Source organism: Nocardia sp. NPDC055321, assembly GCF_053645575.1.
The window spans coordinates 1-22,928 of record NZ_JBSHMS010000031.1 but is presented as its reverse complement, the minus strand read 5'-3'; the positions used below and the strand labels follow the sequence as shown (position 1 = coordinate 22,928).

Sequence of the window (22,928 nt, the reverse complement as noted above, 5' to 3'; positions counted from 1 at the left end):
ATCCCATGAGCGAGAACGACGTCGATTTGACCAAGAAGGCCGCACCGAGCACGGACGACGTGGAAGGTGCTGCGCCGCGGCAGGAATCGCCCGCCGAGTCGGCGTCGGCCGCGCCCGAGCCGGAGAAGGCCACGCCCGCAACCGAACCCGCGCCCGATCCGGAACCTGCGGCCGGGCGGTCCTTCACACGGCGCCTGCCCTCGATCGGCAGGAAGGGCAAGCTCGCGGCGCTGGTCGCGGCCGGGCTACTCCTGGTGACCTCGCTGGCCTCGAACGTGTTCCTCTACCAGCGCGACGACAGCAAGGCCGACCTGCTGGCCGCGCACGAGTCCGCCCGCGAGGCCGCGTGCCGGTACGCGCCGGTGCTGGTCACCTACGACGCGAAGGACCTGGACACCTATTTCACTTCGGTGCTCGACGGCGCGACCGGCGACTGGCGCAAGCAATTCGACTCCACCAGTAAGGATCTGCGCGAGGTGCTCGTGCAGGGCCAGGTGGTCGCCAAGGCCGACGACGTGCAGTGCGCGATCCGCACCGGCGACGAGAACTCCGCCGAGGCGATCGTGGTGATCGGGCAGACGATCACCAGCCTGGGCACCAAGGGCCAGCCCGCGCCGGGCCAGCTCTCGATGATCCTGTGGCTCGAGCGTTCGGGCGACCGGTGGCTGGTGAACAAGGTCAACTCGCCGTTGGCGCAACTGCCGCAGTCATGAAGCCCGGCCGAGCGTCATCGGCCGGCACAGGAGCTCGGGTGGTGCGCCGCCGCCCCAAGAACCGGCGCAGCCAGATCGCCGAGACCGCGGCCGCGGCCTTCGCCGAACTCGGCTATCACGGGGTGAGCATGGACACCATCGCCGCCCGCCTCGACGTGAGCTCCGCCGCGCTGTACCGCCACTACCCCAGCAAACACGCGCTGTTCGCCGAGGAACTGCTGCGGCTCGGCGCCGCCACGGTGGCCGCGGCGACGCTGCCCCCGGCGGCCGCGACGTGGTCACCGCGCCGGCGCCTGGACCTGGCCATCGAGGGCATCGTCTCGGGCACGATCGCCAATCGCCCGACCGTCGCTCTCACGCGGTGGGAGACCCGGTACCTCGCCGAGCCCGAAAGGCTCACTCTCGAAGGCTGTTTCGCCACCGCGATCACCCTGTTGAGCGGGTTGATCGGGGACGTGCGGCCCGACCTGCCCGAGCGTGAACTGCGGGTGCGGGCGGTCGGGATGTTCAGCGCCGTCAGCAGCATCGGCGATCACCGGGCCGTGCTGGCGGTCAAATCGATGAAGGCGCTGCTGAAGTCGATGTGCTGGGCGATGGCGGACATCGATCTGCCCGTCCCCGCTGCCGACGACCCGCCGACGGTGCCCGTGCCGATCCGCGCCGGACTCAAGCACGAACTGCTGCTCCAGCGCGCGATTCACCTGTTCTACGAGCGCGGCTACCCGAACGTGACGGTCGAGGACATCGCGGCGGCCGCGGATCTGCCTGCCGCCTCGGCGGTGTATCGCTACTTCCGCGGCAAGAGCGACCTGCTGACAGCGGCGTTCCGGCGGGTATCGGATCGCATGTCGGTGGCCATCGGCGCCGCGATCGCCGAAACCACCTGCCCGGCCGAGGCGTTGGCGACCCTGGTGCGGGTGTACGCCCGCGGCGCGTTCGCCGACCGGGAGCTGGCCTACGTCTACTACGCGGACTTCGGCCACCTGCCGCCGGAGGAATTGGTTCCGCTGACCACGGTGCATCGCCTGGTCGTGGACGAGTGGGCGCGGTTGCTGATCGCGGTGCGTCCCGAGCTGACGGCCGCCGAGGCCCAGGTGCTGGTGCACGTGGCGCTCGGACTGGTCGTGGACTACGGGCGGGTGTTCGGAGACGACGAGCGAGCGTGCCCACACCCCTGGGTCATCGAGCTGATGCTGACCGCGCTCTTCGGTCACGCGGGACCGGTGTCCTACCGTCCCTAGCGGTACCCGGTCGACTCGTTTAAGTTATTGAGAGTTCTCACATCTTTTCATGATCGAACTGCTACACGTTCCACATCTTTGTAGCAGTTCTAGCTGGCCGAATGTGGCATACACATCGCCGAAATAGGCTGAATCGCTACACATATGTGATCTATAGTTCATTCTTCTTTTGATTCATTCCGGAGCTGAAAATCTGGTTCCCGTTCGGTTAACATCGCTCGCATGACAGCGGGTGCCGATCGCAAGATCCAGGAGGTTTCCCCGGCCGCCGGCCAAGCACGACCGGTGCGCCGCAGGCCGAAGAACCGGCGCGCGATGATCGCGGCCACCGCCGCCGAAGCGTTCAGCACCCTCGGGTACCACGGCGTCAGCATGGACGACATCGCGGCGCGACTCGACATCAGTTCCACCGCGCTCTACCGCCACTTCCCCAGCAAGTACGCGCTGTTCCGCGAAGAGACGCTGCGCATGGGCACGGTCGCCGTGCAATTGGTGCGACTGTCGGCCGAGGAAGCGAGCCGTCCGGTAGCCGAACGCGCGAACCTGATCTTCGATGCGCTGCTGACCGCCTCGATCGCCAATCGCCGCGGCGCCGCGCTGTTGCGCTGGCAGGCCCGGTATCTGCGGCCCGAGGACCGCCGCGAGCTGAGCGCCGAGCTGATGACCGTGCACGCGGCCGGGACCGCGCTACTGGGCGAATTCCGCCCCGAGCTCGACGACGTCGACAAAGCCGTTCTCGCACAGGCGCTTTTCAGCATCATCGGCAGTTTGGGCGATCACCACGTGAACCTGCCCGCCAAGACGATGCACCGCCGGTTGCGATCCGCCGCGATCGCGGTGTGTAGCTGCGAGTTGCCCGCGGTCGAGCCCGAGCGCAGTCCACCGGAGGAAGTGCAGCCGACCTTCACCCCGGAACTGCTCCTGCGACAGGCGATCACGCTGTTCCACGAGCGGGGTTATCCCAATGTCAGCGTGGAGGACATCGCGGCGGCGACCGGGCTGCAGGCGCCGTCGGCGGTGTACCGCTACTACCGCAGCAAGGGTGACATCCTCACCGCCGCGTTCCGGCGCGCGGCGAAACTGGTCTCCGATGCGATCGGTCCCGCGATCGCCGAATCCGACACCCCCAAGCAGGCGCTGTCGCGTCTGATCGAGCTGTACGTGGAGGGGTCCTTCGACGACCGCGAGCTGACGTTCGTCTACTACGCGGAGATCGGCAACGTCGACACCGCCGAACGCACCTTGCTGCGCAACATTCAACGTCTCAATGTCGAGGAGTGGGCGAAACTCCTGGTCGCGGTGCGCCCGCAGCTCACCCCGCAGGAAGCCCGGCTGCTGGTGCACACGGCGCTGGCGCTGGTGGTCGACCTGGGCCGGCGGTACGGGTCGGCCGATCCCGCGTGCTCCAGAGCCCGTGTCGCACACCTGATGCGCGCCATTCTCTTCGGCCGCGACGCCTGATACGTCGGCCGGTCAGGCGCCGGTGGCGTGCTCCAGCGCGCGCAGGGCATCGTCGAGATGCGCGAGCAACCGCGACAACTGCGGCACCGAGCGCCGGCAGCCGACGATCCCGAAGTCGAGGTTGTCGGCGTTCGTGGCCACGGTGATGTTCAGCGCCTGCCCGTCGAACGGAATGCCCAGCGGGAAGTTTCCGTCCAGGCGCGCGCCACGGCAGTACAGCGGTTCGGACGGACCGGGCACGTTGGAGATGATGATGTTGAACGGCGCCCTGGGCAGCCGCTGGAATCCCGGTACCTGAACCACTCCCAGGGGCGCGAGCAACAGGGCCGAGAACGCCATCGCCTGAGTCTTGCTGAGATCGCCCAGGATTCGCTTGCCCTCGCCCGTCGACTCACTGATCACGCGGATCCGCTCGGCCGGGTCCTCGAGATGGGTGCCCAGGTTCGCCAGGATCATCCCGAGCGCGTTGCCGCCGGCATCGGCGTCGGCGCCGCGCATGGAGACGGGGACCATGGCGGTCAGCGGTCGTGCCGGCAGCGCCGCTCGTTCCCGGAGATACCCGCGCAGGGCGCCCGCGCACATCGCCAGCACCACGTCGTTGACCGTGGTGCCGGTCGCTTTGCGTACCAGGCGAATTCGCTCCATCGGCCAGGATCCGACCGCGATGTCGCGGGCGCCGCCGATCGGAACGTTCAGCATGGTCGGCTCGGCGGTCATCGGGAGCGTGAGGCGTTCGGACAGCACGGTGTTCGCGACGCGGGCGAGCGCGGGCAGAGCGGTGCGGGCTTCGTCGAGGCCCGCGCGCAGCAGGTCCGCCGCCGCGGCGAGCGGTGACGGCGGCGCGCTGTCCCGCCGGGCGCCGGACACGGTCCACGGCACCGGCAGTGACGTATCGAGGGGATCGGTGCTCAGGGTGCGATGCAGGAGCCGGCGGCCGCTCATGCCGTCCACCAGGGCGTGATGCAGCTTGAGGTAGACCGCGAAACGACCGTCGGCCAATCCGTCGATCAGATGGGCTTCCCATAGCGGCCGGTGCCGGTCGAGCAGTCCGCCGTGCAATCGCGAGACCAGGCCGAGCAGTTCGGGGATGCCGCCGGGAGCGGGTAGCGCCGAGCGGCGCAGGTGATAGTCCAGGTCCACCCCGGCATCGCGGTCCCACGTGAGGTTGGAGAAGAAGCCCAGCGCCCGGCCCGGGCGCTTGCGGAACAGGGGCTCCACCGCGCCCGCGCCGATCATGTCGGCGAACAGGGTCGCGGCGAAGTCCGGGGCGGCGTCCTCGGGCGGTTCGTAGAGCTGGATCGCGCCGACGTGCATCGGGTGTTCGCGGGTTTCACCGGCCAAGAACACCGCGTCGATCGGGCTCAGGAAATCCATCAGGCATCCCTCCGGGCAGTTAAGTTTCGATCGAATCTGAGATTAGAAGGCGACGCTGCCATTCGATGGGATCGAAACTCACTATTACACACGTTGTTTCGCTATGACATGTGATCCTAAGTTACTAATAATTCTCACACAGGTGGCTTGCATGAGGTTCGGTCCTGTGCCATAGTCCAGGGCTATCGACAGGGGGACGGTGCGTACGGACGCCACCGCGGGGAACCCCATGGTCGTGATCACTCGATCGCCGATCGCCATCGCCGCCGACGGCCCGAAAGGAGATTCAGCGATGCCGAAAGTTCAATTGACCGGAGCCACAGTGCTACTCACCGGCGCGACCGGCGGCCTGGGCCACGCGATCGCCCGCGAACTCACCGCGCAGGGGGCGCGCCTGGTGCTCACCGGACGCCGGGCCGAGACCCTGCACGCGCTCGCGGCCGAGTTCGGCGCGCAGGTCATCGTCGCCGATCTGGCTCAACCGGATGCCGCGGCGCGGCTGCGCGACGCGGCGGGGCCGGTCGATGTCCTGATCGCCAACGCGGGATTGCCCTCGGCGGGCCGGCTCCACGATTTCACGGTCCCGCAGCTCGCCACCGCGGTCGGGGTGAACCTGGGCTCGCCCATGGCCCTGGCGCACGTCTTCGGCGAGTCGATGTGCGTGCGCGGGTCCGGTCACCTGGTCTTCATGGGGTCGATCGCGAGCCAGCTCCCGGCGCCGTGCGCGAGCGTCTACAACGCGACCAAGTTCGGGCTGCGCGGGTTCTCGCTAGCGCTGCGCCACGAGATGGCCGAGCACGGTGTGGGTGTGTCGATCGTCGAGCCCGGATTCATCCGTTCGGCGGGCATGTTCGCCGAGAGCGGGACCGCGCTGCCGCCCGGAATCCGCACCAGCGCACCCGAACACGTCGCGTCGGCCGTCGTCCGGGCGATCCGGGACGACGTCGACGAGATCGTGGTCGCGCCGCTCGAGCTGCGGCTGGGCGCGGCGGTCGGCTGCCTCGCCCCCGGTCTGCTGTCACCGATTCAGCGCCTGATCGGTGCGGACCGGGTCAGCAGTGATTTCGGCAGGGCGTTCGCGCGGCGGTGACGTCGCGCGGCCGCGCGTGCCGGTGTGCTCAGGAGTCGTGGGCCGGTCGTCCTTCGGTGAGTTCGGGGTCGGTGAGTGGACGATCGAGTGCGGTGCCGTCGCGGCCCCGGAGGAACTTGTCGAACATCGCCGCCACGCAGGTGCGGGTGAGGGCCGCCGCGCGGTGTGCGCCGATCGGGCCGACGAAGTTCACCGACCCGCGCAGCGGGTCCGGCACGAGGGCGCTCAGATCCGTGAAGTCGTAGTGGGCGGCGCCGCCCATGATCAGGTGGCGGCGCCAGCCGGATGAGTTGCGCCAGAACGCGTCCAGCGAGGGGTTCGCGTCGCCGACCTGTTCGATCTGCTCGCTCGTCATGACCAGCACGGGCTTGTCTGTTCCCTCGGTGACCGCGCGCCCGAACGCCTCGTCGACGCCGATCTGCCCGTCGAGATCGACCGCCGCGTCGATGCGCGGATCCCGGTGCATGGCTTCGACGGCGACATACCCGCCGGAGGAATGCCCGACCATGCCGACGTTTTCGAGGTCGAGCACCTCGCCGAGGCCCGCCGGCAGCACGCGCTGTCCGGCGTCGGGGTTGCCGCCGCGTCCCAGCTCGGTCAGGGAGTCGAGCACGAAGCGGGTGTCGGCCAGCCGGGCGTCGACGTACCGGGTTCGCAGCTCGGGGTTGAACTCCCCCGCTGCTTCATGGAGAACGATTCTGCCGCCGGGGAATTCGACCGCCGATGCCTCGTAGGGATGGTCGATGGTCACCACGACGTATCCCCGCGCGGCCAGGTCCTCCGCGAGGCCCGTGCCGTACAGCCGCGAGTCGCCACCTCCGGACGAGTACAGCACCACCGGGTACTTGGCGCCCCCGAGTGCGGGCGCGCCGGTGAACGAGCCGGTCAGCAGTCCGGGCAACCGGATCCCGAACCGCTGCTCGATTCCCGGAATCAGCTCGGTGGACAGATAGTGGGCCGGCGGATACGGAATCACCTGTCCCGCAGGGTAGAACACCGAGACCATCAGCTCACGCCGTTGCTCGGGCCGGAACGGGTCCGCCCGCCCCGCATCGACCAGGTGCATCACCGTCTGCCCGACGGCGAGGTCGCCGCCCAATGGCGGAAACACCGATGCGCCAACGGTATCGGCCCGCGCGGTCCCGCCGCCCACGAGGACGGAGACGACGGCGCACACGACCAGCGAAATTCGAACGAACAACAAAGCCCCCAATGGTGGAATCCAGGCAGCCACTCCCGAGCTGCTCACACCCCGACCCGCGATGAGGGTATCGCCGGATCGCCTGTCCGGCAATCCGATCCGCGATCGGTTGCCGAAAGTGGCGCGACCGCACGAGTCCGAGGGCTTCGATTACACCGCTGAGCGAATGAGTCAGCCGGCCGGGACAACGCACATCCCGACCGGCTGTCGATTCACCGCGGGCTCAGATCAGAGCCTTCTGCTTCCGAATCCGGTACTGCACGTTCCGCATCATCGTCTTCGTGCCGGCGAAGCGGATGAACTTGGGGATGAAGCGGTTCACGAAACCGACGAACAGGAACAGGTTTTCGAAGCGGCGCTGGTCGGTCTCGGTCCAGGGCACGCCCATCAGCTCGCGGAAGTGGGGGGCCAGGAAGCCGGTGGTCAGGAAGCGCAGGAGGCCGCCGAACATGATCCGCAGGTACCAGTGGATCATGCGCAGGTGCAGCAGGTCGTCGATCATCTGGGCGACGTCGGGGTCCAGGTGGACCTGCTCGCAGGCCTCGTTCCAGTAGATGTCGAACTCGGCGCGGTTCCGCGGCCACATCGCCTCGCGCACCTGCAGGGTGGTGCCCAGGGTCGCCGAGGTCGAGTAGAACGCCTCGGCCTGTTCGGCGTCCATCTTGCCGTGCAAAAGCTGGTAGGAGTCCTCGAACCCGATGTAGATGCTGGCCGCGACCCACATCTGCAGCTTGGGGTCGAAGGCGTTGTACTTGAACTTCGCACCCGGCGCGGACCTCACCTGCCGGTGCGCGACGTCGACCGCCTCCCGGAACTCGGTCTTCTCCTCCGGCGTACCCAGAATGGCCACCGCGAGGTAGGAAGCCGTGGTGCGCAACCGCTTCCACGGGTGCACCATGAGCGATCCGGACTCGACCGTGCTCTCCACGACGCCGCGCCCGACCCCCGGCGAGGACAGCTGCATGGCGACGTTGGCCGCGGCCCCGGCAAACTGCCAGAAGTCGAGCGCGTCCTGCAGCTGCGGCGGCTTCTTGGTCGCCGACCGGTGAATGGCCGGAATATGGATCCGGGTCTGCTCGTTGGTCAGCCGGACCCGCCCGTCGGCCGGTTCGCCGACGACGGCGAACCGGTTCTTCACCTCCGGCTCCCGGTGCGGCTCGGACGAGGAAAACGGATCAGGAGCAGCAGTCATGGATCTCATCCCTTGATAGCGCGGCGCGGATCGATGCCGCACAGGGACACCGAGCCACCGACGGAACGTCCGCTCATCTCCCCCTCCGCGACAGTGCGTACCAGCAAGAATTGTCATTAACTTAACTGGTGGTCAGCGATCAGTCAATGACGAAATACGACTTCTCGAGCTTTCGGTAGCACGGAATCTCGCGCTCTACCGCCGGATTTGCCAGTAACATACAGGCGCATCCGCCGGGTGACGGCGCAGACCGTGACATCCATCGCGAAGCTCTGCCGCACAACGTATTCGCTCCACCCGCGAACGAGCTAGCCTGCAGGGCAATCACTCTGCGCCGACATGGCTTCGTGCCTCACTGCTACGGTCCGTTCGGCGCCTGACCCCGTCGATGCATCCGACCGGCAACGGAGTCATCCTGCCCCGCCCCAAGTATCCGAACACCGCCTGGGTCGACGCCGACCACCTGGTATCGCTCGCACGCATCCTCTATATCTCCGACTTGGGTTGCGATGCAGGTCGCACTCGAGGACGCACTCCTCACGCAACTCGAGCAGATCATTCAGGAACTGTTAGCCAATCAAGGAGGCAATTGATGGCGGTGTCCATCGCCGAAGTCGAGCGGGGGCTTGCACTCGTCGAGAACGAGTCTCAGGTCGTGTCGCTGGTGGCCTTTGGTTCCCCGGATCTGGGAGCGGTTCCCGAGCGTTGGCGAGACGTCGCGGCGGCAGCCACCCCTCACGCCCGCTGCCAGGAAGCGCTGCGGCTGTGGAACTCCGACTTCCTTGCGATGGTGCCCGAATTCGCGGCGGCCCTGCACGACGAACTCGCCGATGTTTTCGTTGGCCGACTCGATGACGAGTGGGTTCTGGTCTACGCGCTGGAGCACATCGAGGACCAAAGGTACGTACTTTGCTGGATCGGGTGGGATCCCGCAAGCTTCGGCGAATCGAACCCGCCGCTGTGGGACAGCGTGCCGCCGCCGCTGCGGAGCTACCTTCGTGAGGTTCACGCCGGATTCACGGCTCCGGACCGGTTATCCTTCGGCCCTGTTCAGCCTCGACGAATGGGCACCCTTGCCGAGATGAACGGATGCCCTGACGGGATTCCGGACTGGACGGACTTCCCCGACTCAACTCGACTGCTGCCGCTGGTCGCAACCTACAGCCGGGTTACCGGCTGCGTGTCTCCTGATCTGGCTCCCGGTGAGGGCGTTGTGCTGTACGACTTCGAACTCGACCCTCCAGAACCGGTCGGGCACATGCTCGATCACATCCTCTGTGTCCGTTTCACTGTCGCTTATCAAGAGGTGGAGGGCTGAGGTATTCGCTGATCCACCACCGGCGATCGCACCGATGCCGCGTTCAGTGCATTCGCCGCGAGCACTCACGGGATCCGACCACGAGTGAGCTCGATAGGCTGTTCGAGCGCGCAGAGGGAGGGTGCATGACCGAGAGCTGGGACGAGTTGGCCCGGGAGATGACCACGTTCCACGAGGAGCAGATCGAGGCGAACCTCGAAGGATTCGAAATGGGCGAGGACCCCGACCCGGACACCGAGCACTACATCGAGGTCCTCGATCATGAAACTGGTTGCTACGTGCGATTTCAGATCGTCAACGACTCGGAGGTCTGGATCTCCGGCACCGTTCCGCAGGACCCGGAGCGCGCCCGGTCCATCGCCGACATCCTGCGCCGATGCGAAGGTTCCTCGCTTTTCTGCGGGTACCACGACCCGACGTGGACATTGGGGTGGTCGCATCAGTTCACCGACCACAACGACCGATTGAAGATCACGCGTCCGTTGGCGGAAGTCATGCGCGACGGTCTCGGTATGGAGTTGCAGCGCTTGCGAATCCGGCTCTGGAGCAACGACTTCGGTCCGGGTTACAACTCCTACCGCCTCGTCTCGGACCGACCTTCCGAACGCGGCGCTCCGGCCCGGTGCACGACGTGGGCCGACTTCGTCGATCGACTCGATTGGACCTTGCACACCCTCCAGCCCCACTCCGAACTGTATCTGTCGACCGACAACTCCTGGGTGTTCGCGATGCTCACACACGCGCACAGCCACACACTCGCTTTCGAGACGGGTGTGCCGAAAGTCGTCGCGCCGGATGCGAAACAGTTCGAAACCGGGATGGTCGATCTCGGGTGGCGTGCGAGCGACAAGAGCCTTCGGACCTGGCGAATGCCGTCCGCTGTCGACGAAGCCGAACCGAGTCTTCGCGGGGTGGCCGCACGCGTGATGATGACGCTGCGTGATGTTGTCGCGGTCGATTCCCCCAGGGACCTCAGATTCTCCGCGTTCGGTGAACACAACCGCCTGAGCTACCTGCCGCTCGAACTCGGTCTCGATCGCGAGCCGCTGGATCACGAAGCCAACGGCCGGCCCTGATTCGCACCGCAGTCGGACTACAAGCCGAACGAAAGGGCCTGACACTAACCTCCTTCACGCTATTCAAGATCGACGTGGAGGGGAACGATGCACGAGGCCGACGAGCAGGGTTCATCGGGTAACACAGCGCCGCAGGAACCTCCGGCCGCTACACAGGGGGACCTCGACGAGTTCGCGCCGAAAGTCGCAGCACGAGAGCCGGTGTATCGGCGGCGAGCGGCAATTCTCGCGAGCGTCGCCGTCGCAGCCACGGTGGTGGTCGGGTACGCGGTAGCCGGCAACGACAACTCCACGGGTGCAACCGAAAACGGCATGCTCACACCGCAGGAAAGCCCGGCGACCACACAGGTTTCCCCCGCCGAAGCGCGGACCACGATCACGATCAGCGAAGGTCCGCGGGGCGGCCGGATCATCCTCGATCCGGAAGGGGACATCCTGTACGTCTTCACCTACGATCCATCCGGGCAAGCCATCTTGTCGGTAGTCGATCTCGAATCCCGCAGTGTTGTTTCGACACTCCCACTCCCAATCCCACTCCCGGACGGTCCCCGTGATGTCGCGCTCGACTCGGCTGCGAATACGTTCCATCTGTTGTGGGGTGATCCCACTCGCGTCGACGAGCAATTCGTCAGCATCGTTGACATTCCGTCTATGACGATCACCGCGACCGTGCCGGTGGACAAGGACGCGATGGAGATCGATGTCGACGAGAACTCCCACACCGCATACGTTCTCAACTGCAACCGGTCCTGCCGGATGGTTTACGACCTGCCCGGTTCCCCGAGCACGCTGACGGTGATTCCCGCCGGTGCCACGACCGCGAATCCCCCGATTCCGTTCAGTGAGGAAGCCTCCGACTTCGTTCTCGACCCCCGCGGGCAACGAGCTTTCGTACTCGCGGAGCGCGGCGTCACGCTTCACATCGTCGACATGGTGACCAACGCCGTGATCGCGGAGGTGCCGGCAGCGGCCCCAACGTCGCAATTCTTCTTCGATGACCGATCACGCACGCTCTACGGGAGCAGTTGGCGATGGAACCCCGTCGTCCTCACCGATGTCGATGCCTTGACCAGCCGAAAGATCGCAAACCCAGCCACTTTCGGCGGATCTCCCTACGCCCCGGAGAGCCAGGCGGTCGATCCGGCAACGCGCACGTTCTACATGGCCATAGGTCCGAAGAACATGGTCGTCGCACTCGATTCGGACACGGGCGCGCTCATCGACACCGTGACCGTATCCGACCCGAGTGCGGTTGCCGTCGATCCGAACACCCACGCCCTGTACATATACGGGCGGGGCACTCTCTCCATCATCGACCGGCCCGCCACCCGATAGGCGGGGCCGCCAGGAGTTGTGCAACGGGCTATTCTGCCGCATGTGGCGCTCGTACCGGCCATGGCGGGCATCGGAAGATCGCCAGGCAGAGCACATCACGGCCGCCGAGGCTGCGCGCGCCCGCCGATGAGCGGATATCAGGAAGCACAGACCCAGCCGATCGGCGAATCGCAACGCGAGGTCGGTGGGTTCTTGCCGCCGTACCCGTGCAGGCGGGAATCGAGTTGCAGTGGTGCCGATAAGACCGCCACTATCACCCGTGTGGATGTGGAATCGTCGCCGGCCCTGGCACCAGGAGTCGGCCCACCGCAGCGGATCGAACTGCAGGACTTGCTGATTCGTCGTTGGCGGCCTGAAGACCTGCGAGCACGATTCGAGGCGATCACGAAGTCTTACGAGCATATTCATCCCTGGATGGACTGGCTCGCCGAACCGACCACTCTGGAGCGACAACGCGCATTCGGCGAGGTCGTCGCCGCGAGCTGGCCCACCGGGGATCGGGGATTCAACTACGGCATCTTCGGTAGCGACGGCACTCTGCTGGGCGCGATCGGCTTACACGACCGTCTCGGCCCGGCAGCGGTCGAGATCGGCTACTGGTGCCACACGGAACACACCGGCCGTGGTGTGATGACCCGAAGCGCGGGCGCGTTGACCGAGTGCGCGTTGGCACTCCCGGGTATCGACAGGGTCGAGATCCACTGCGATGAAGCCAACCATCGCAGTGCCGCAGTCGCCCGGAAGCTGGGTTATCGCCTCGATCGCGTCGCGCCCCGCGAGAAGCGTGCTCCAGCCGAATCCGGTCGCGGGATGTACTGGATCAAACAGCGATAGCCCCGATGCAGCTGGCCGCGAGCCCGACCCTGCACCATCTGACGCACTTCCCGACAGCGCACGGAAATGCCGCGTGGCGGGCGGTTCGAGTGCCCAGCGCGGCGCAGGCCGAAGATCAACGGGCCAAGGTCATCTCAGCCCGCTGAACGCATGACGCATTCGCTTCGGACCGGCGCATCGCACACGCGCCCGGATTACGTCTTCAGGTGAAGTGAGAGGTAGTGGCTGAAGCCGGCGCGGCCCGCGAAACGGACAGGGCGTCGCTGGTATTCGCTGAAGCCGAGCTTGCGGTAGAGGTTGAGAGCGGGCGTATTGGTGTCTTTGATCTCGCGCAGGACGAACTCGTCGTAGCCGGGAATCGCGATGATGTGCCGCATCAGTGCGGTGCCCACCCCACGCCCCTGGTGGGCGGGGGCAGTGGTGACGAAACCGATCTCGGCCAGCCCCTCCCGTGCCTCTTCCGGCGCACCGAGGAATTGCGAGCGCACGATCGGGTAGCTGATGGTCCCGTGGAAGAGTCCGAGGTGGCGGCGGAACTCTCGCAGCCGGGGCGCGAAACACTCCTGATCGCCGGTGGTTACCGATGCGATGGCGGCTGGTTCTCCATCGACGAGGGCCACGACGAAACGCTCCAGCAGGAGCATGTGCTCGAACGCTGCGGTCAATTGCTCTGGGTCGGAAGAGAAATAGGCGAAGTCCTCAGCGAATCCCCGCACCAGCACCTCGGTGATCCGTCGCCGGTAGCTCTCGCCCAGCTTGTCGCCATGTTCGATCTCGATCATCTCGTGCGTCCTTCTGTCAGCAAAGTGAGTACGACGTCGACGTCGGGGGCGGTGAACTCGGCTCCCAGGGTGACCCGAATCGAGGTGAGGCCGCCGAGCATCGCGAAGTAGCAGGTAGTGAGTTGTGCCGGATCGCCGTGGCCGAACTCACCGTCCGCCCGACCTCGACGAATCAAGTTTTCGAAGGCGCGCCACATCGCGCGGTGGGCGTCGTGGAGCCGAGCGATCGAGGCGGCCGGGCTACCGGCTGCGACGCCTTGGTTGACGACGATCATGAACTCCGCGGCGCGGTCGTCGGCGGTGAGACCGGACAGGTACCGAGCGGTGAATTTTCGGATCGTCTCAACCGGGCTGCCCGGGCCGGACAGCTCCTCTGTCAGGGCGAGAAGGCCGGTCAGCGCCTGGTCGAGCAGGTCGGCATACAGCGCGTCTTTGGTCGGGTAGTGACGGTAGATCGTGCCGATGCTGACACCGGCCTCCACCGCGATGTCGCGGATGGTGGATGCCGCGTATCCGTGCCGGGCGAAGACTCGCACGGCCGCGGTCTGGACTGTGCTCCGTGTCGCCGCGGTCATGGCTGCGCTCTGATCAGCGGTGCGTGCCATGTCTCCCCCTGGGCTATGTAATGAACAAATGTTCATTACATAGTAGGGGCCCGGTACCAATTCGCATCGGTCGGGGTTCTCGACCCCCACCTCTGGCGCTTTCCCGCTGGAGGGCGACCGGACGTGCAACCCCGCGTCAACATGCAAGTGTTCACTTGCGCTTGACGTGCAAGTGAACACTTGCATATCGTGGGTGGCGTGAACGACGTGTACAAGGCGCTGGCGGACCCGACACGGCGGGCCATCGTCGACGAGTTGCGGGTCCGGGACGGACAGTCGCTGTTCGAGCTGTGTGCGCGGCTGGTCACCAACCACGGGTTGACCTCGTCGCGGCAGGCCGTGTCACAGCACCTCACGGTGCTCGAGGCGGCGGGGCTGGTCACGACGGAACGTCAGGGCCGATACCGGGTGCTACACCTGGATACCACCGCACTCGCGCCGGTTCTCGGCAGTTGGCCGGCCGCGCCCGTCGAGGCGCAGCTGCCCGTGAGCGAAGTGCACGCGGACACCGCGTCGGTGCACAGGACGGGCATGCGGGTCACGTGGGTCAGCCTTTTCGTCGACGATCAGGAACACGCGCGGCAGTTCTATACCGACGTGCTGGGATTCATGGTCAAGCACGATGTCGCGCTGGGTGGTGAGGCGCGGTGGCTCACCGTCGTCTCACCGTACGACTCCGACGGTGTCGAGCTCGTCCTCGAGCCGCTGGGCCATCCTGCGGCGAAAGTCTTCCGGGACGCGCTGTTCGACGACGGTGTGCCGTTCAACTCGTTCGACGTCGACGACGTCGAGGCCGAGTATCGACGGCTGGTCGGTCTCGGCGTCCAGTTCACCCAGCCGCCCGCCGCGATGGGGCAGACGACCACGGCGATATTCGACGACACCTGCGGAAACCTGATTCAGATTCACCATCACCACGGCTGACCTGAGATTCACCGGCGATCGCCGATCACCGGGCACCGAACGAGAGGAAGAACCTGTGAACGACACCGTGGCCTACGGAACCTACGAGATCATCGACGGTCATCCGACGCTTCGCTTCGAGCGCTCGCTGCCGTACCCGGCCGAGCGCGTCTGGCAGGCCGTCAGCGTGCCCGCCGAGCTCGAGCAGTTCTTTCCCGGTGCCGCGCCCTGGACGCCGGAGAAGGGCGAGGTCATCGACCTCGGCGGGATGACTCTCGAGGTCACCGAGGTCGACGCGCCGCATCGGCTGGCCTGGGACTTCGACGGGCAGTCCCAGAGCTTCGAACTCGTCGCCGAGCCGGACGGGTGCCGGTTGACCTTCACCACCACCGTCACCGGCCTCCCTGTCGCGCAGACCGCCACCGGCTGGCAGACCTACCTCTCGCGACTCGAACCCCACCTGGCCGGCGGCTTCCTCTCCGACAGCGACGCGCACAAGCCGTGGCGCGAGATCCACGAAAGCTACGCCGAGCGTTTCGGTCTCGACCCCGAACCCGGTCGGCGCTGGGCCGCGCAGAACCTGCCCGACGAGCGAGCGTGAACGAATTCGCCACCGCGGCAACTTTTTTCATCGGTTAGGACCGGATCACCGACTGGGCCTATCCGCTCATGCCGCTGCGCGGGCGTTGGCCCTCCGTACAGAAGGGTTGACCGCCTGAGCCCGCACCGCATACCGCACTGACCGAACCGGCCGGACCTTCGTGGCCGCGAAAGTCGCCGGATCAGTACGCGCAGGAGTGGGCGGCGCAGTCCGGGCCCGGACGGCGGGCCGACTTCAGGATGCTGTTGGCCTGCAGGAGGGCTCGGACCTGGCGGCGCAGGCGCAGCAACTCGGCGCGTTCGGCGGGGGACAGGGCCGCGGCCTCGGCTATCGGGCGACCGTGTTGGGCCAGGGCGGCTTTCACCCAGACGCGCAGGGTCTCGTAGTGGACGCCGACCTGGGGGCCTATCGCGCGGGCCGCGGCGTAGGGGGAGGTGAACTCGTCGAGGGCTTCCAGGGCCAGGCTAATGGCCCGTTCGCGAACCTCTGCCGGATAGCGCCTTGTCATGGGATGACGTCTTCCTCGAGCGGGACACAGCGCCGATCGGGCGCCCCCGGACCGGATGGTCAGGACCCGGGGACCGGGGGCGGATCGGTGCGGTGGCCGTTGTTCTCGCACACCAGCGGACGGGGTCGTCCGGTTACTGGTTGGAAGTTTGGACGTGGGTACCTCGGTACGTCAATAGCTTCGCCGGGTGTGTCACGCGGCGCTAATGGCGAACCGGCTATCGGTGAGTGTGCGCAGGTTGCGCAGGAACCGGCGGAAGGTCATGTTCATCAACGGGGCGAACAGGCGCAGGGACACCTCGGTGGGTTTGTCGCCGCTCATCGCCAGGGTCCAGGTGAGGCGGCAACCGGTGGGGGTGGGGACGATGCGGTAGTCCTCGGCGAACGCGGTGATGCCCTTGGTCCCGGACTCGTTGAAGCGGAAGGCCATGTGGGTGTTGGGATTCCAGGCCAGGAACTCCTCGTTGCCGACCATGCCCGCGCGCATCCGAACGGTGCGGGTGGTGCCGACCCCGTGCGGTTCGGGACTGGTCCAGGTGACGCCGGTGATCACCGAGGCCCAGCGCGACCACGAGTCGGCTTCGGCGAGGACCTCGAAAACCTGTGCGGGAGTGACGTTCAACTCGACCGAGTTCGAGAAGCGGTGCGGGGCGGTGTCGACGAAGGTCAGATCGACGGGACGGCAGGGGTGCAGGGTGCCCATGGGTTTCCTTCGGGGAGAGCGGATCAGGACAGGATGCGGCGGAGCAGGCGGGTGCCGAAGCCGACGCGGATCAGATCGTCGAGATCGCGGGTCGTCTTCGCGGTGTAGGGGTACCAGATGCTTTCGCGTTTGGGCTGCCAGCGGTCCAGCAGCACCGGCTGGGCGTGGGTGAACCCGCGCAGCGCGTCCACGCCGTTGACCTGGCCCAGGCCGCTGTCCTTGCGGCCGCCGAACGGCGCCTCGGGGCACCCGTAGATGACCCCGGCGTCGTTGTGCACCACCGATCCGGTGGTCAGGCGGGCGGCGATGCGGCGGGCGCGCGCACGGTCCCGGGTGAAGACCGACCCGCTGAGACCGTAGCGGCAGTCGTTGGCGAGGCGGATCGCCTCCTCCTCGTCGCGCACCCGCACGATCGCCGCGACGGGTCCGAAGGTCTCCTCGGTCATGACCTTCATGTCGTGATCGACGTCGACCAGCACCGTCGGCTGGAAGTACAGGCCCTCCCCCTCCCCGACCTCGCCGCCGACGAGCACCTGTGCGCCTTTGTCTTTCGCGTCCTGGATGTGCTGAGCGACCAGGTCGCGCTGGCGGTCCCAGAACAGCGGGCCCATGTCGGTGTCACCAGGCCCGTAGGTGACCTCGCCGGCCTTGCGGGTGACGAGGTCGATGAACGCGTCCGCGACGGATTCCACCACGTAGATCCGCTCGACGCTCATACACACCTGCCCGGTGTTGAACATCGACAGGTACACCGCCCCGGCGGCGGCGCGTTCGAGATCGGCGTCGGCGCACACGATCATCGCGTCCTTGCCGCCGAGCTCGAGCGAACACGGGACGAACCGTTCCGCGCACCGGCTCGCGATCTTGCGTCCGGTCCCGACGCTGCCGGTGAAGCACACCTTGTCGATATCGGAATCGACAAGGGCGGCACCGGTTTCCCCGTCACCGTGCAGCACCTGCACGACATCGCTCGGCACCCCGGCCTCGTGCAGGACGCGGGCCACCCACTCCCCCGACCGCGGGGCGACCTCCGAGGGCTTGAACACCACGGCGTTGCCCGCGAGCAGGGCCTGCACGACGGGATTGAGGGTGAGCACGAACGGCGCGTTCCACGGGGTGATCACCGCGACCACGCCCAGCGGCTGGTACTGCATATACAGCTGTTTGAACGGGCGCAGGTACCCGTGCAGTGGCCGCCGGTGCGGGCGCAGGGTGCGGTGCGCGCGCGTGGCCCAGTAGTTGAGGAAATCGCACGAGGGCACGATCTCCACACCGAGTGCCTCGACCTGGGGTTTGCCGGTTTCGAGGGTGATGGTCTCGGCGATCTCGGCCCGGCGCGCGCTGATCACCCCGACGGCCTTGCGCAACACCGCCGCCCGGTCGGCGACACTGCGTGCGGCCCAATCGATCTGGGCGGCGCGGGCGCGCTCGACCGCCGCGAGCACGTCCGCCGCGCTGTCGACCGGCACTTCGCCGATCGGGCGGCGGTCCACCGGACTCAGCAACGCCAGTCGGCGGCGATCGCCCTCCGGAGTCGGCACGGCACTGACGATCGCCATTACGGGTCCTTCTTCCTCACGGCGCCGAATCCCCGATCCGGCTGGTGCACACTGTGTTTCGATGTTCTCGGTGGGCGCTCAGCCCCGGCCTGTCAGCTTTCGCAGTTCGTCGATCGACCACGGCGGCTCGTTCGCGTGGTCGCGATAACCGAGCACCGTCATGCCCGGTCGTTCGAACTTTCCGACGAAACCACCGGCGGCGATGAAGATTTCACCGGTCACCTCGCGGGCGGCATCCGAGGCCAGGTACAGGTACAGCGCGGCGGCGTACTCGGCGGGCGGGGCGTCCAGGGAGCCCCGCATGGTCATCTCGTCGAGCAGCCCGCGCCGGTTCAGGTCGCGAATGTGTTCCTCGTACTCGGGTCCGGTCGAGAGCCTGGTCTTGGCGCCCGGGCACACGGTGTTGACCCGGACCCCCGATGCCCGCAGTTCCGCCGCGAGCGCCAACCCCAGACTGGCGACCGCGCCCTTGCCCGCCGGGTAGCCGGTGCCGCCGTAGTCACCGAGGTAGGCGAACGATCCGGTGTTGATGATCGATCCGCCGCCCCGCGCGGCCATGCCCGGCGCGACGAGGCGGCAGGTGTTGAACACCGTGGTCAGGTGCGAGTCGAGCAACTCCCGCCACTGGGCGATGGTGACGTTCAGGATCGAGGATCCGGGCGGTTCGGCGATACCCGCGCAGTTCACGAGCACGTCGACCGCACCGTAGGTCGCCTCGCAGGTGGCGACGAGCTCGGCCGCGACACGCTCGTCGGCGGCCGAGCCCGCGACACCGATCACCCGGCCGCCCTCGCCGGCAAGCGATTCCGTCGCGCGGCGCACCGCGTCCGGATTACGGGAGTTGATGACGACGCCCGCGCCGTGGACGGCCAGCGCCCGCGCGACCTCGAGGCCGACGCCGCTGGCGCCGCCCACGACCACGGCCGCGCGGCCCGCGAGGGTGTGTTCTTCGGACATGGTGCGAGATCCTCACTGCCGCAGCGCGGCACGACGCGTGTCGAACGAGTGTGTCCTACGGCAGGTCGAGGCCGGCGAGTTTGCCCGAGAGCCGGTCGAGATACTGCAGCACGTCCTCCGCGGACCGGTCCGGCAGTCCGTAGATCACATCGGTGACCCCGTCCTCGGACCAGCGCGCGAGCCGGTCCCGATCCGGTTTGAAGTCCAGCGCCAGCACCCGCGGCTTGCCTTCACGCCCGGCATCCGCCCAAATCTTGTGCAGCAGTGCGATTCTGGACGAGATATCGGTCTCGGTCGGGGTGGTGATCCAGCCGTCGCCGGTACGGGCGATCCACTCGAACGTCTTCTCGGTACCCGCCGCCCCGATGAGCACCGGGACGTGCGATTGCGCCGGTTTGGGCCACGCCCAGCTGGGTCCGAAGTTCACGTAATTACCGGAGTAGCTGGACTCCTCGCGCGTCCACAGCTCCCGCATGGCCTCGATGTACTCCCGCAGCACGGTGCGCCGCTTGTTCGGCGGTACCCCGTGGTCGGCGAGTTCGTCGGTGTTCCAGCCGAATCCGGCGCCGAGGGTGACCCGGCCGCCGGAGAGATGATCGAGGGTGGCGATCGTCTTGGCCAGGGTGATCGGGTCGTGCTCGACCGGCAGCGCGACCGCGGTGGACAGTTCGATCGTCTCGGTCACCGCCGCGGCCATGGCGAGGGACACCCACGGATCCAGGGTGCGGGTGTAGCGATCGTCGGGCAGGGACGCGTCCCCGGTGCCGGGATGCGCGGCTTCGCGTTTGACCGGGATGTGGGTGTGCTCGGGGACGAAGAAGGACCGGAAGCCGCGGTCCTCGGCGGCCTTGGCCGCGACCGCGGGGGTGATGCCGCGGTCGCTGGTGAACAGTACGACTCCGAATCGCATACGGGGCCTATCTCTTTCGTGAGTGCGGTGCGGTCACCGGGCAGCGGCGGTGCGGCCGGCGCGGCGGCCGTAGAAGCTGCTGTCGCCCAGGGACGCTCCACTGGCGTACCCGCCGGTGCAGATGCCCGCCGTGCAGCGCCCGGCGGCGAACAGGCCCGGGATAGGTGCGTTCGCCTCGTCCAGGACCTGCCCGTCCAGGTCGGTGCGCAGACCGCCGAGGGGGAATCCGGCGGTGAACCCGCGCATGTCGAACGCGGCCACCGGCGATCCGATCGGGGTGAGCCACTCGGCCTTCTTGCCCTGTTCGGGGTCGGCGCCCTGGGCCGCGTGCTCGTTGTACGCGGAGACCGTCTGCCGCAGCGAGTTCTCGGGCAGCCCCATCTCGACTTCGAGTTCGGCGGCCGTCTCGGCGACCCAGCTGGGCTGCTGGCGGAAGAACGGGGTGGCGGTGGTGGTTTTCAGCGCCGCGTCGTGACTGTCCTCGTCGATGACCAGGAACGCCTGGTTGTCCTGCTCGATCAGCGCGGCCTGGCCGATCCGGCCGGGATAGGTGTCCTCGGCGATGAAGCGCCTGCCCTCCCCGTTCACCAGGATGCCGCGCGCGAGCAGTTGCGGGTCGCCGAAGAACGCGACCTCGGTGGCGTCCATGGCCTCGACCTGCGCGCCGACGGCCTGGGCGACGAGGATGCCGATGCCGTCGTGTTCCTCGATCGCCGCCGCGGGGCGGCCGATCAGGCGCGGCGCGTGGGCGGCGACCATGTCCTGGTTGTAGGCGAAGCTGCCGGTGGCCAGCACCACGCCGCGCCGGGCGGCGATGGTGAGGTCCTGACCGTAGCGGCGGGCGGCGATACCGGCCACGCGCCCGTCGTCACCGACGACGAGCCGCTGCAGGCGCACGTCGTATTCGACACGGACGCCGAGCTTTTCGGCGGTCTCGATGAGCGGCTTCATCAGCATGTAGCCGCCGCCGCGCTCGCCGGTGCGCTTGTTCTGCATCTGCGGGACATGCCCGCGCGGCGCCGGGGGAACCAGGGTGTGGAAGGGCGCGGCGTTCTCGCCGCCGGAGTACATCAGGCCCTGGTCGTGCGGCGGCTCCCACCCGGGTTCGCCCCAGAACTCCTCCTTGAACACCACGCCGCAGTCGGTCAGCCAGCCGTAGTGCTCGACGCTGCCGCGGCAGTAGTCCGCGATGCGCACCGGATCGGCCTGTTCGCCGACCGCCGCGAGCAGGAAGCGCTCCATGTTCTCGGCGCTGTCGTCGAAGCCGAGCGCGCGCTGCAGAGGCGTGCCGCCGCCGAGGTAGACGAATCCGCCGGCCAGGGCCGCCGCGCCGCCCCAGCCGCCGGTGCGTTCGAGCACGAGCACGTCGGCCCCGGCGCGGGCGGCCTCGATGGCCGCGCACACCCCGGCGATGCCGTAGCCGGCGATGACGACGTCGGCGGTGTCGGTCCAGTCGGTGATGTCCGAACCGCGCAGCGGCTCGGTGGTTTTCGCGTCCGCGGTCATGAGTTCTCCGTGGTGAGTGCGGGCGTCGCGACGCCGAGTCCGGCGGCCAGGCCCCCCAGTGCGAGCCGGGTCAGCGGCAGGTCAACCCCGAGGCGCTCGCCGAGGTCCGCGGCCAGCGACAGGTCCTTCTCCCCCAGGTTGCGCACGTGGGTGAGGATGGGGAACCAGAAGTCGTCGGGGTCGATCGGTGCGGTGTTGTCGCGCAACATGATCGAGCCCGCGCCGCCGGTGATGGCGTCGGAGTGGCGCACGATCTTGCCCAGAGCGGTCAGGTCGAGTCCGGCGGCCTCGGCCAGGCGCTGGGCCTCGGTGGCTGCGGTGAAGGACACGAAGTGCAGCAGGTTGCGGGCCAGCTTCATGCGGGTGCCGGTGCCGACGGGCCCGGTGTGCACGAGCCGATCGGAGAAGCAGGCGAACGGTTCTCGAATGGCCGCCAGGGCCGCGTCGCTGCCGCCGGCCATGACCGCGAGGCTCCCGCGCTGCGCGGCCGAGGCCCCGCCGCTGACCGGTGCGTCGATGAATTCGACCGTGTACTCGGCGCATTCGGCGGCGAGTTCCTCCGCGGTCCGATCGCTGATGGTCGAGTGCACCGCGACGACGGTGCCCGGTGCGGCGGTGCGCAGGATGCCCTGCGGCCCGGTGAGCACCTCGCGCACCTGGGCGTCGTCGATGACGGTCACGCAGATCACCCGCGCGTGCTCGGCGAGTTCGGCCGGGGTCGATACCGCTCGCGCGCCGGCGGTGGTGAAGGGTTCGGTGGCTTCGGGGCGCACGTCGCAGACGGTGAGCCCGCCCGGCCACGCCAGCAGGCGGGTGGCGATCGGGGCGCCCATGTTGCCGAGGCCGATGAACCCTACGGGTACGGCCGCGGGGTCGGCGGTCATCGAATGACCTGCCCGCCATCGACATTGAAGATCTGCCCGGTCACCCACGACGCCTCGTCCGAGAGCAGATACAGGCAGGCGCCGACGAGATCCTCCGGGGTGCCCATGCGCTTGAGCGGCAGCCGCTTGACCATGTCCTCCACGATCACGTCCGGGGTCACGTTCTTGGTCGCGTC

At 67.5% G+C, this 22,928-nt stretch carries 23 protein-coding genes and 1 pseudogene; 11 read left to right on the top strand and 13 right to left on the bottom strand.

Features of this window, described 5'->3' with window-relative positions; genetic code table 11:
• Positions 1 to 5: 5 nt before the first annotated feature.
• From ACWIGI_RS34955 to ACWIGI_RS34945, 3 genes are all read left to right on the top strand, one after another.
• Positions 6 to 713 carry a hypothetical protein gene (locus tag ACWIGI_RS34955; RefSeq protein WP_454207691.1) on the top strand — a complete coding sequence of 236 codons (708 nt, stop codon included), beginning with the start codon at positions 6 to 8 and terminating at the stop codon, positions 711 to 713.
• A 38-nt stretch (positions 714 to 751) separates the two neighbouring features.
• Entirely contained in the window at positions 752 to 1,954 is a 1,203-nt protein-coding gene (locus tag ACWIGI_RS34950; RefSeq protein ID WP_454207689.1) for a TetR/AcrR family transcriptional regulator, read from the top strand.
• 222 nt (positions 1,955 to 2,176) lie between these two features.
• Entirely contained in the window at positions 2,177 to 3,415 is a 1,239-nt protein-coding gene (locus ACWIGI_RS34945) for a TetR/AcrR family transcriptional regulator (RefSeq protein ID WP_454207687.1), read from the top strand.
• A 12-nt stretch (positions 3,416 to 3,427) separates the two neighbouring features.
• Here the strand turns inward: ACWIGI_RS34945 and ACWIGI_RS34940 are convergent, their stop codons facing one another.
• Positions 3,428 to 4,789 carry a WS/DGAT/MGAT family O-acyltransferase gene (locus tag ACWIGI_RS34940; RefSeq protein WP_454207685.1) on the bottom strand — a complete coding sequence of 454 codons (1,362 nt, stop codon included), beginning with the start codon at positions 4,787 to 4,789 and terminating at the stop codon, positions 3,428 to 3,430.
• A 292-nt stretch (positions 4,790 to 5,081) separates the two neighbouring features.
• On the opposite strand from ACWIGI_RS34940, the gene ACWIGI_RS34935 reads away from it, so the two are divergent.
• Positions 5,082 to 5,879: an SDR family NAD(P)-dependent oxidoreductase gene (locus ACWIGI_RS34935; protein ID WP_454207684.1), complete on the top strand. Its 798-nt coding sequence runs from the start codon at positions 5,082 to 5,084 to the stop codon at positions 5,877 to 5,879.
• A 28-nt stretch (positions 5,880 to 5,907) separates the two neighbouring features.
• Here ACWIGI_RS34935 and ACWIGI_RS34930 read toward each other — a convergent pair whose 3' ends face one another.
• The gene (locus ACWIGI_RS34930; protein ID WP_454207682.1) at positions 5,908 to 6,990 is read right to left on the bottom strand and encodes an alpha/beta hydrolase family protein; all 1,083 of its coding nucleotides are present in this window, start codon (positions 6,988 to 6,990) and stop codon (positions 5,908 to 5,910) included.
• 313 nt (positions 6,991 to 7,303) lie between these two features.
• On the bottom strand, positions 7,304 to 8,272 hold the full coding sequence (locus ACWIGI_RS34925) for an oxygenase MpaB family protein (protein ID WP_454207681.1): 969 nt from the start codon (positions 8,270 to 8,272) through the stop codon (positions 7,304 to 7,306).
• Positions 8,273 to 8,864: 592 nt separating this feature from the next.
• On the opposite strand from ACWIGI_RS34925, the gene ACWIGI_RS34920 reads away from it, so the two are divergent.
• The 4 genes from ACWIGI_RS34920 to ACWIGI_RS34905 all read left to right on the top strand — a co-directional run bounded on the left by ACWIGI_RS34920 (position 8,865) and on the right by ACWIGI_RS34905 (position 12,835).
• The gene (locus tag ACWIGI_RS34920; RefSeq protein WP_454207679.1) at positions 8,865 to 9,590 is read left to right on the top strand and encodes a hypothetical protein; all 726 of its coding nucleotides are present in this window, start codon (positions 8,865 to 8,867) and stop codon (positions 9,588 to 9,590) included.
• A 125-nt stretch (positions 9,591 to 9,715) separates the two neighbouring features.
• The gene (locus ACWIGI_RS34915; protein WP_454207677.1) at positions 9,716 to 10,666 is read left to right on the top strand and encodes a TY-Chap domain-containing protein; all 951 of its coding nucleotides are present in this window, start codon (positions 9,716 to 9,718) and stop codon (positions 10,664 to 10,666) included.
• An 87-nt stretch (positions 10,667 to 10,753) separates the two neighbouring features.
• Positions 10,754 to 12,001, top strand: a complete 1,248-nt coding sequence (locus ACWIGI_RS34910; RefSeq protein WP_454207675.1) for a YncE family protein — start codon at positions 10,754 to 10,756, stop codon at positions 11,999 to 12,001.
• A gap of 261 nt (positions 12,002 to 12,262) precedes the next feature.
• Positions 12,263 to 12,835, top strand: coding sequence for a GNAT family N-acetyltransferase (locus ACWIGI_RS34905; RefSeq protein ID WP_454207673.1), 573 nt, complete (start codon positions 12,263 to 12,265; stop codon positions 12,833 to 12,835).
• 194 nt (positions 12,836 to 13,029) lie between these two features.
• Here ACWIGI_RS34905 and ACWIGI_RS34900 read toward each other — a convergent pair whose 3' ends face one another.
• A complete protein-coding gene (locus ACWIGI_RS34900; RefSeq protein WP_454207671.1) occupies positions 13,030 to 13,617 on the bottom strand; it encodes a GNAT family N-acetyltransferase in 588 nt (195 codons plus the stop codon).
• Positions 13,614 to 14,222, bottom strand: a complete 609-nt coding sequence (locus ACWIGI_RS34895; protein WP_454207669.1) for a TetR/AcrR family transcriptional regulator — start codon at positions 14,220 to 14,222, stop codon at positions 13,614 to 13,616. The genes ACWIGI_RS34900 and ACWIGI_RS34895 overlap by 4 nt, the downstream gene beginning before the upstream one ends.
• A 189-nt stretch (positions 14,223 to 14,411) precedes the next feature.
• On the opposite strand from ACWIGI_RS34895, the pseudogene ACWIGI_RS34890 reads away from it, so the two are divergent.
• From ACWIGI_RS34890 to ACWIGI_RS34880, 3 genes and pseudogenes are all read left to right on the top strand, one after another.
• Positions 14,412 to 14,681, top strand: a pseudogene (locus ACWIGI_RS34890) (ArsR/SmtB family transcription factor); the annotation flags it as partial.
• A 72-nt stretch (positions 14,682 to 14,753) separates the two neighbouring features.
• On the top strand, positions 14,754 to 15,146 hold the full coding sequence (locus tag ACWIGI_RS34885) for a VOC family protein (RefSeq protein WP_454207804.1): 393 nt from the start codon (positions 14,754 to 14,756) through the stop codon (positions 15,144 to 15,146).
• A 55-nt stretch (positions 15,147 to 15,201) separates the two neighbouring features.
• Positions 15,202 to 15,726 (top strand): SRPBCC domain-containing protein, encoded by a 525-nt coding sequence (locus ACWIGI_RS34880; RefSeq protein WP_454207667.1) that lies wholly within the window; start codon positions 15,202 to 15,204, stop codon positions 15,724 to 15,726.
• 181 nt (positions 15,727 to 15,907) lie between these two features.
• Here ACWIGI_RS34880 and ACWIGI_RS34875 read toward each other — a convergent pair whose 3' ends face one another.
• The 8 genes from ACWIGI_RS34875 to ACWIGI_RS34840 all read right to left on the bottom strand — a co-directional run.
• Complete coding sequence (locus tag ACWIGI_RS34875; protein ID WP_454207665.1) at positions 15,908 to 16,234, bottom strand: transposase; 327 nt, start codon at positions 16,232 to 16,234, stop codon at positions 15,908 to 15,910.
• Between the two features lie 192 nt (positions 16,235 to 16,426).
• The gene (locus tag ACWIGI_RS34870; protein WP_454207802.1) at positions 16,427 to 16,927 is read right to left on the bottom strand and encodes an SRPBCC family protein; all 501 of its coding nucleotides are present in this window, start codon (positions 16,925 to 16,927) and stop codon (positions 16,427 to 16,429) included.
• 32 nt (positions 16,928 to 16,959) lie between these two features.
• Positions 16,960 to 18,495: an aldehyde dehydrogenase family protein gene (locus tag ACWIGI_RS34865; RefSeq protein WP_454207663.1), complete on the bottom strand. Its 1,536-nt coding sequence runs from the start codon at positions 18,493 to 18,495 to the stop codon at positions 16,960 to 16,962.
• A 78-nt stretch (positions 18,496 to 18,573) separates the two neighbouring features.
• Positions 18,574 to 19,452 carry an SDR family NAD(P)-dependent oxidoreductase gene (locus tag ACWIGI_RS34860; RefSeq protein ID WP_454207661.1) on the bottom strand — a complete coding sequence of 293 codons (879 nt, stop codon included), beginning with the start codon at positions 19,450 to 19,452 and terminating at the stop codon, positions 18,574 to 18,576.
• Positions 19,453 to 19,507: 55 nt separating this feature from the next.
• On the bottom strand, positions 19,508 to 20,362 hold the full coding sequence (locus ACWIGI_RS34855; protein ID WP_454207659.1) for an LLM class F420-dependent oxidoreductase: 855 nt from the start codon (positions 20,360 to 20,362) through the stop codon (positions 19,508 to 19,510).
• Positions 20,363 to 20,395: 33 nt separating this feature from the next.
• Positions 20,396 to 21,868 carry an FAD-dependent oxidoreductase gene (locus ACWIGI_RS34850; protein WP_454207657.1) on the bottom strand — a complete coding sequence of 491 codons (1,473 nt, stop codon included), beginning with the start codon at positions 21,866 to 21,868 and terminating at the stop codon, positions 20,396 to 20,398.
• Positions 21,865 to 22,752: an NAD(P)-dependent oxidoreductase gene (locus tag ACWIGI_RS34845; protein ID WP_454207655.1), complete on the bottom strand. Its 888-nt coding sequence runs from the start codon at positions 22,750 to 22,752 to the stop codon at positions 21,865 to 21,867. The genes ACWIGI_RS34850 and ACWIGI_RS34845 overlap by 4 nt, the downstream gene beginning before the upstream one ends.
• Positions 22,749 to 22,928: SDR family oxidoreductase (locus ACWIGI_RS34840; RefSeq protein ID WP_454207653.1), on the bottom strand; the 180-nt coding region annotated here is incomplete at its 5' end. The genes ACWIGI_RS34845 and ACWIGI_RS34840, both read right to left, overlap by 4 nt.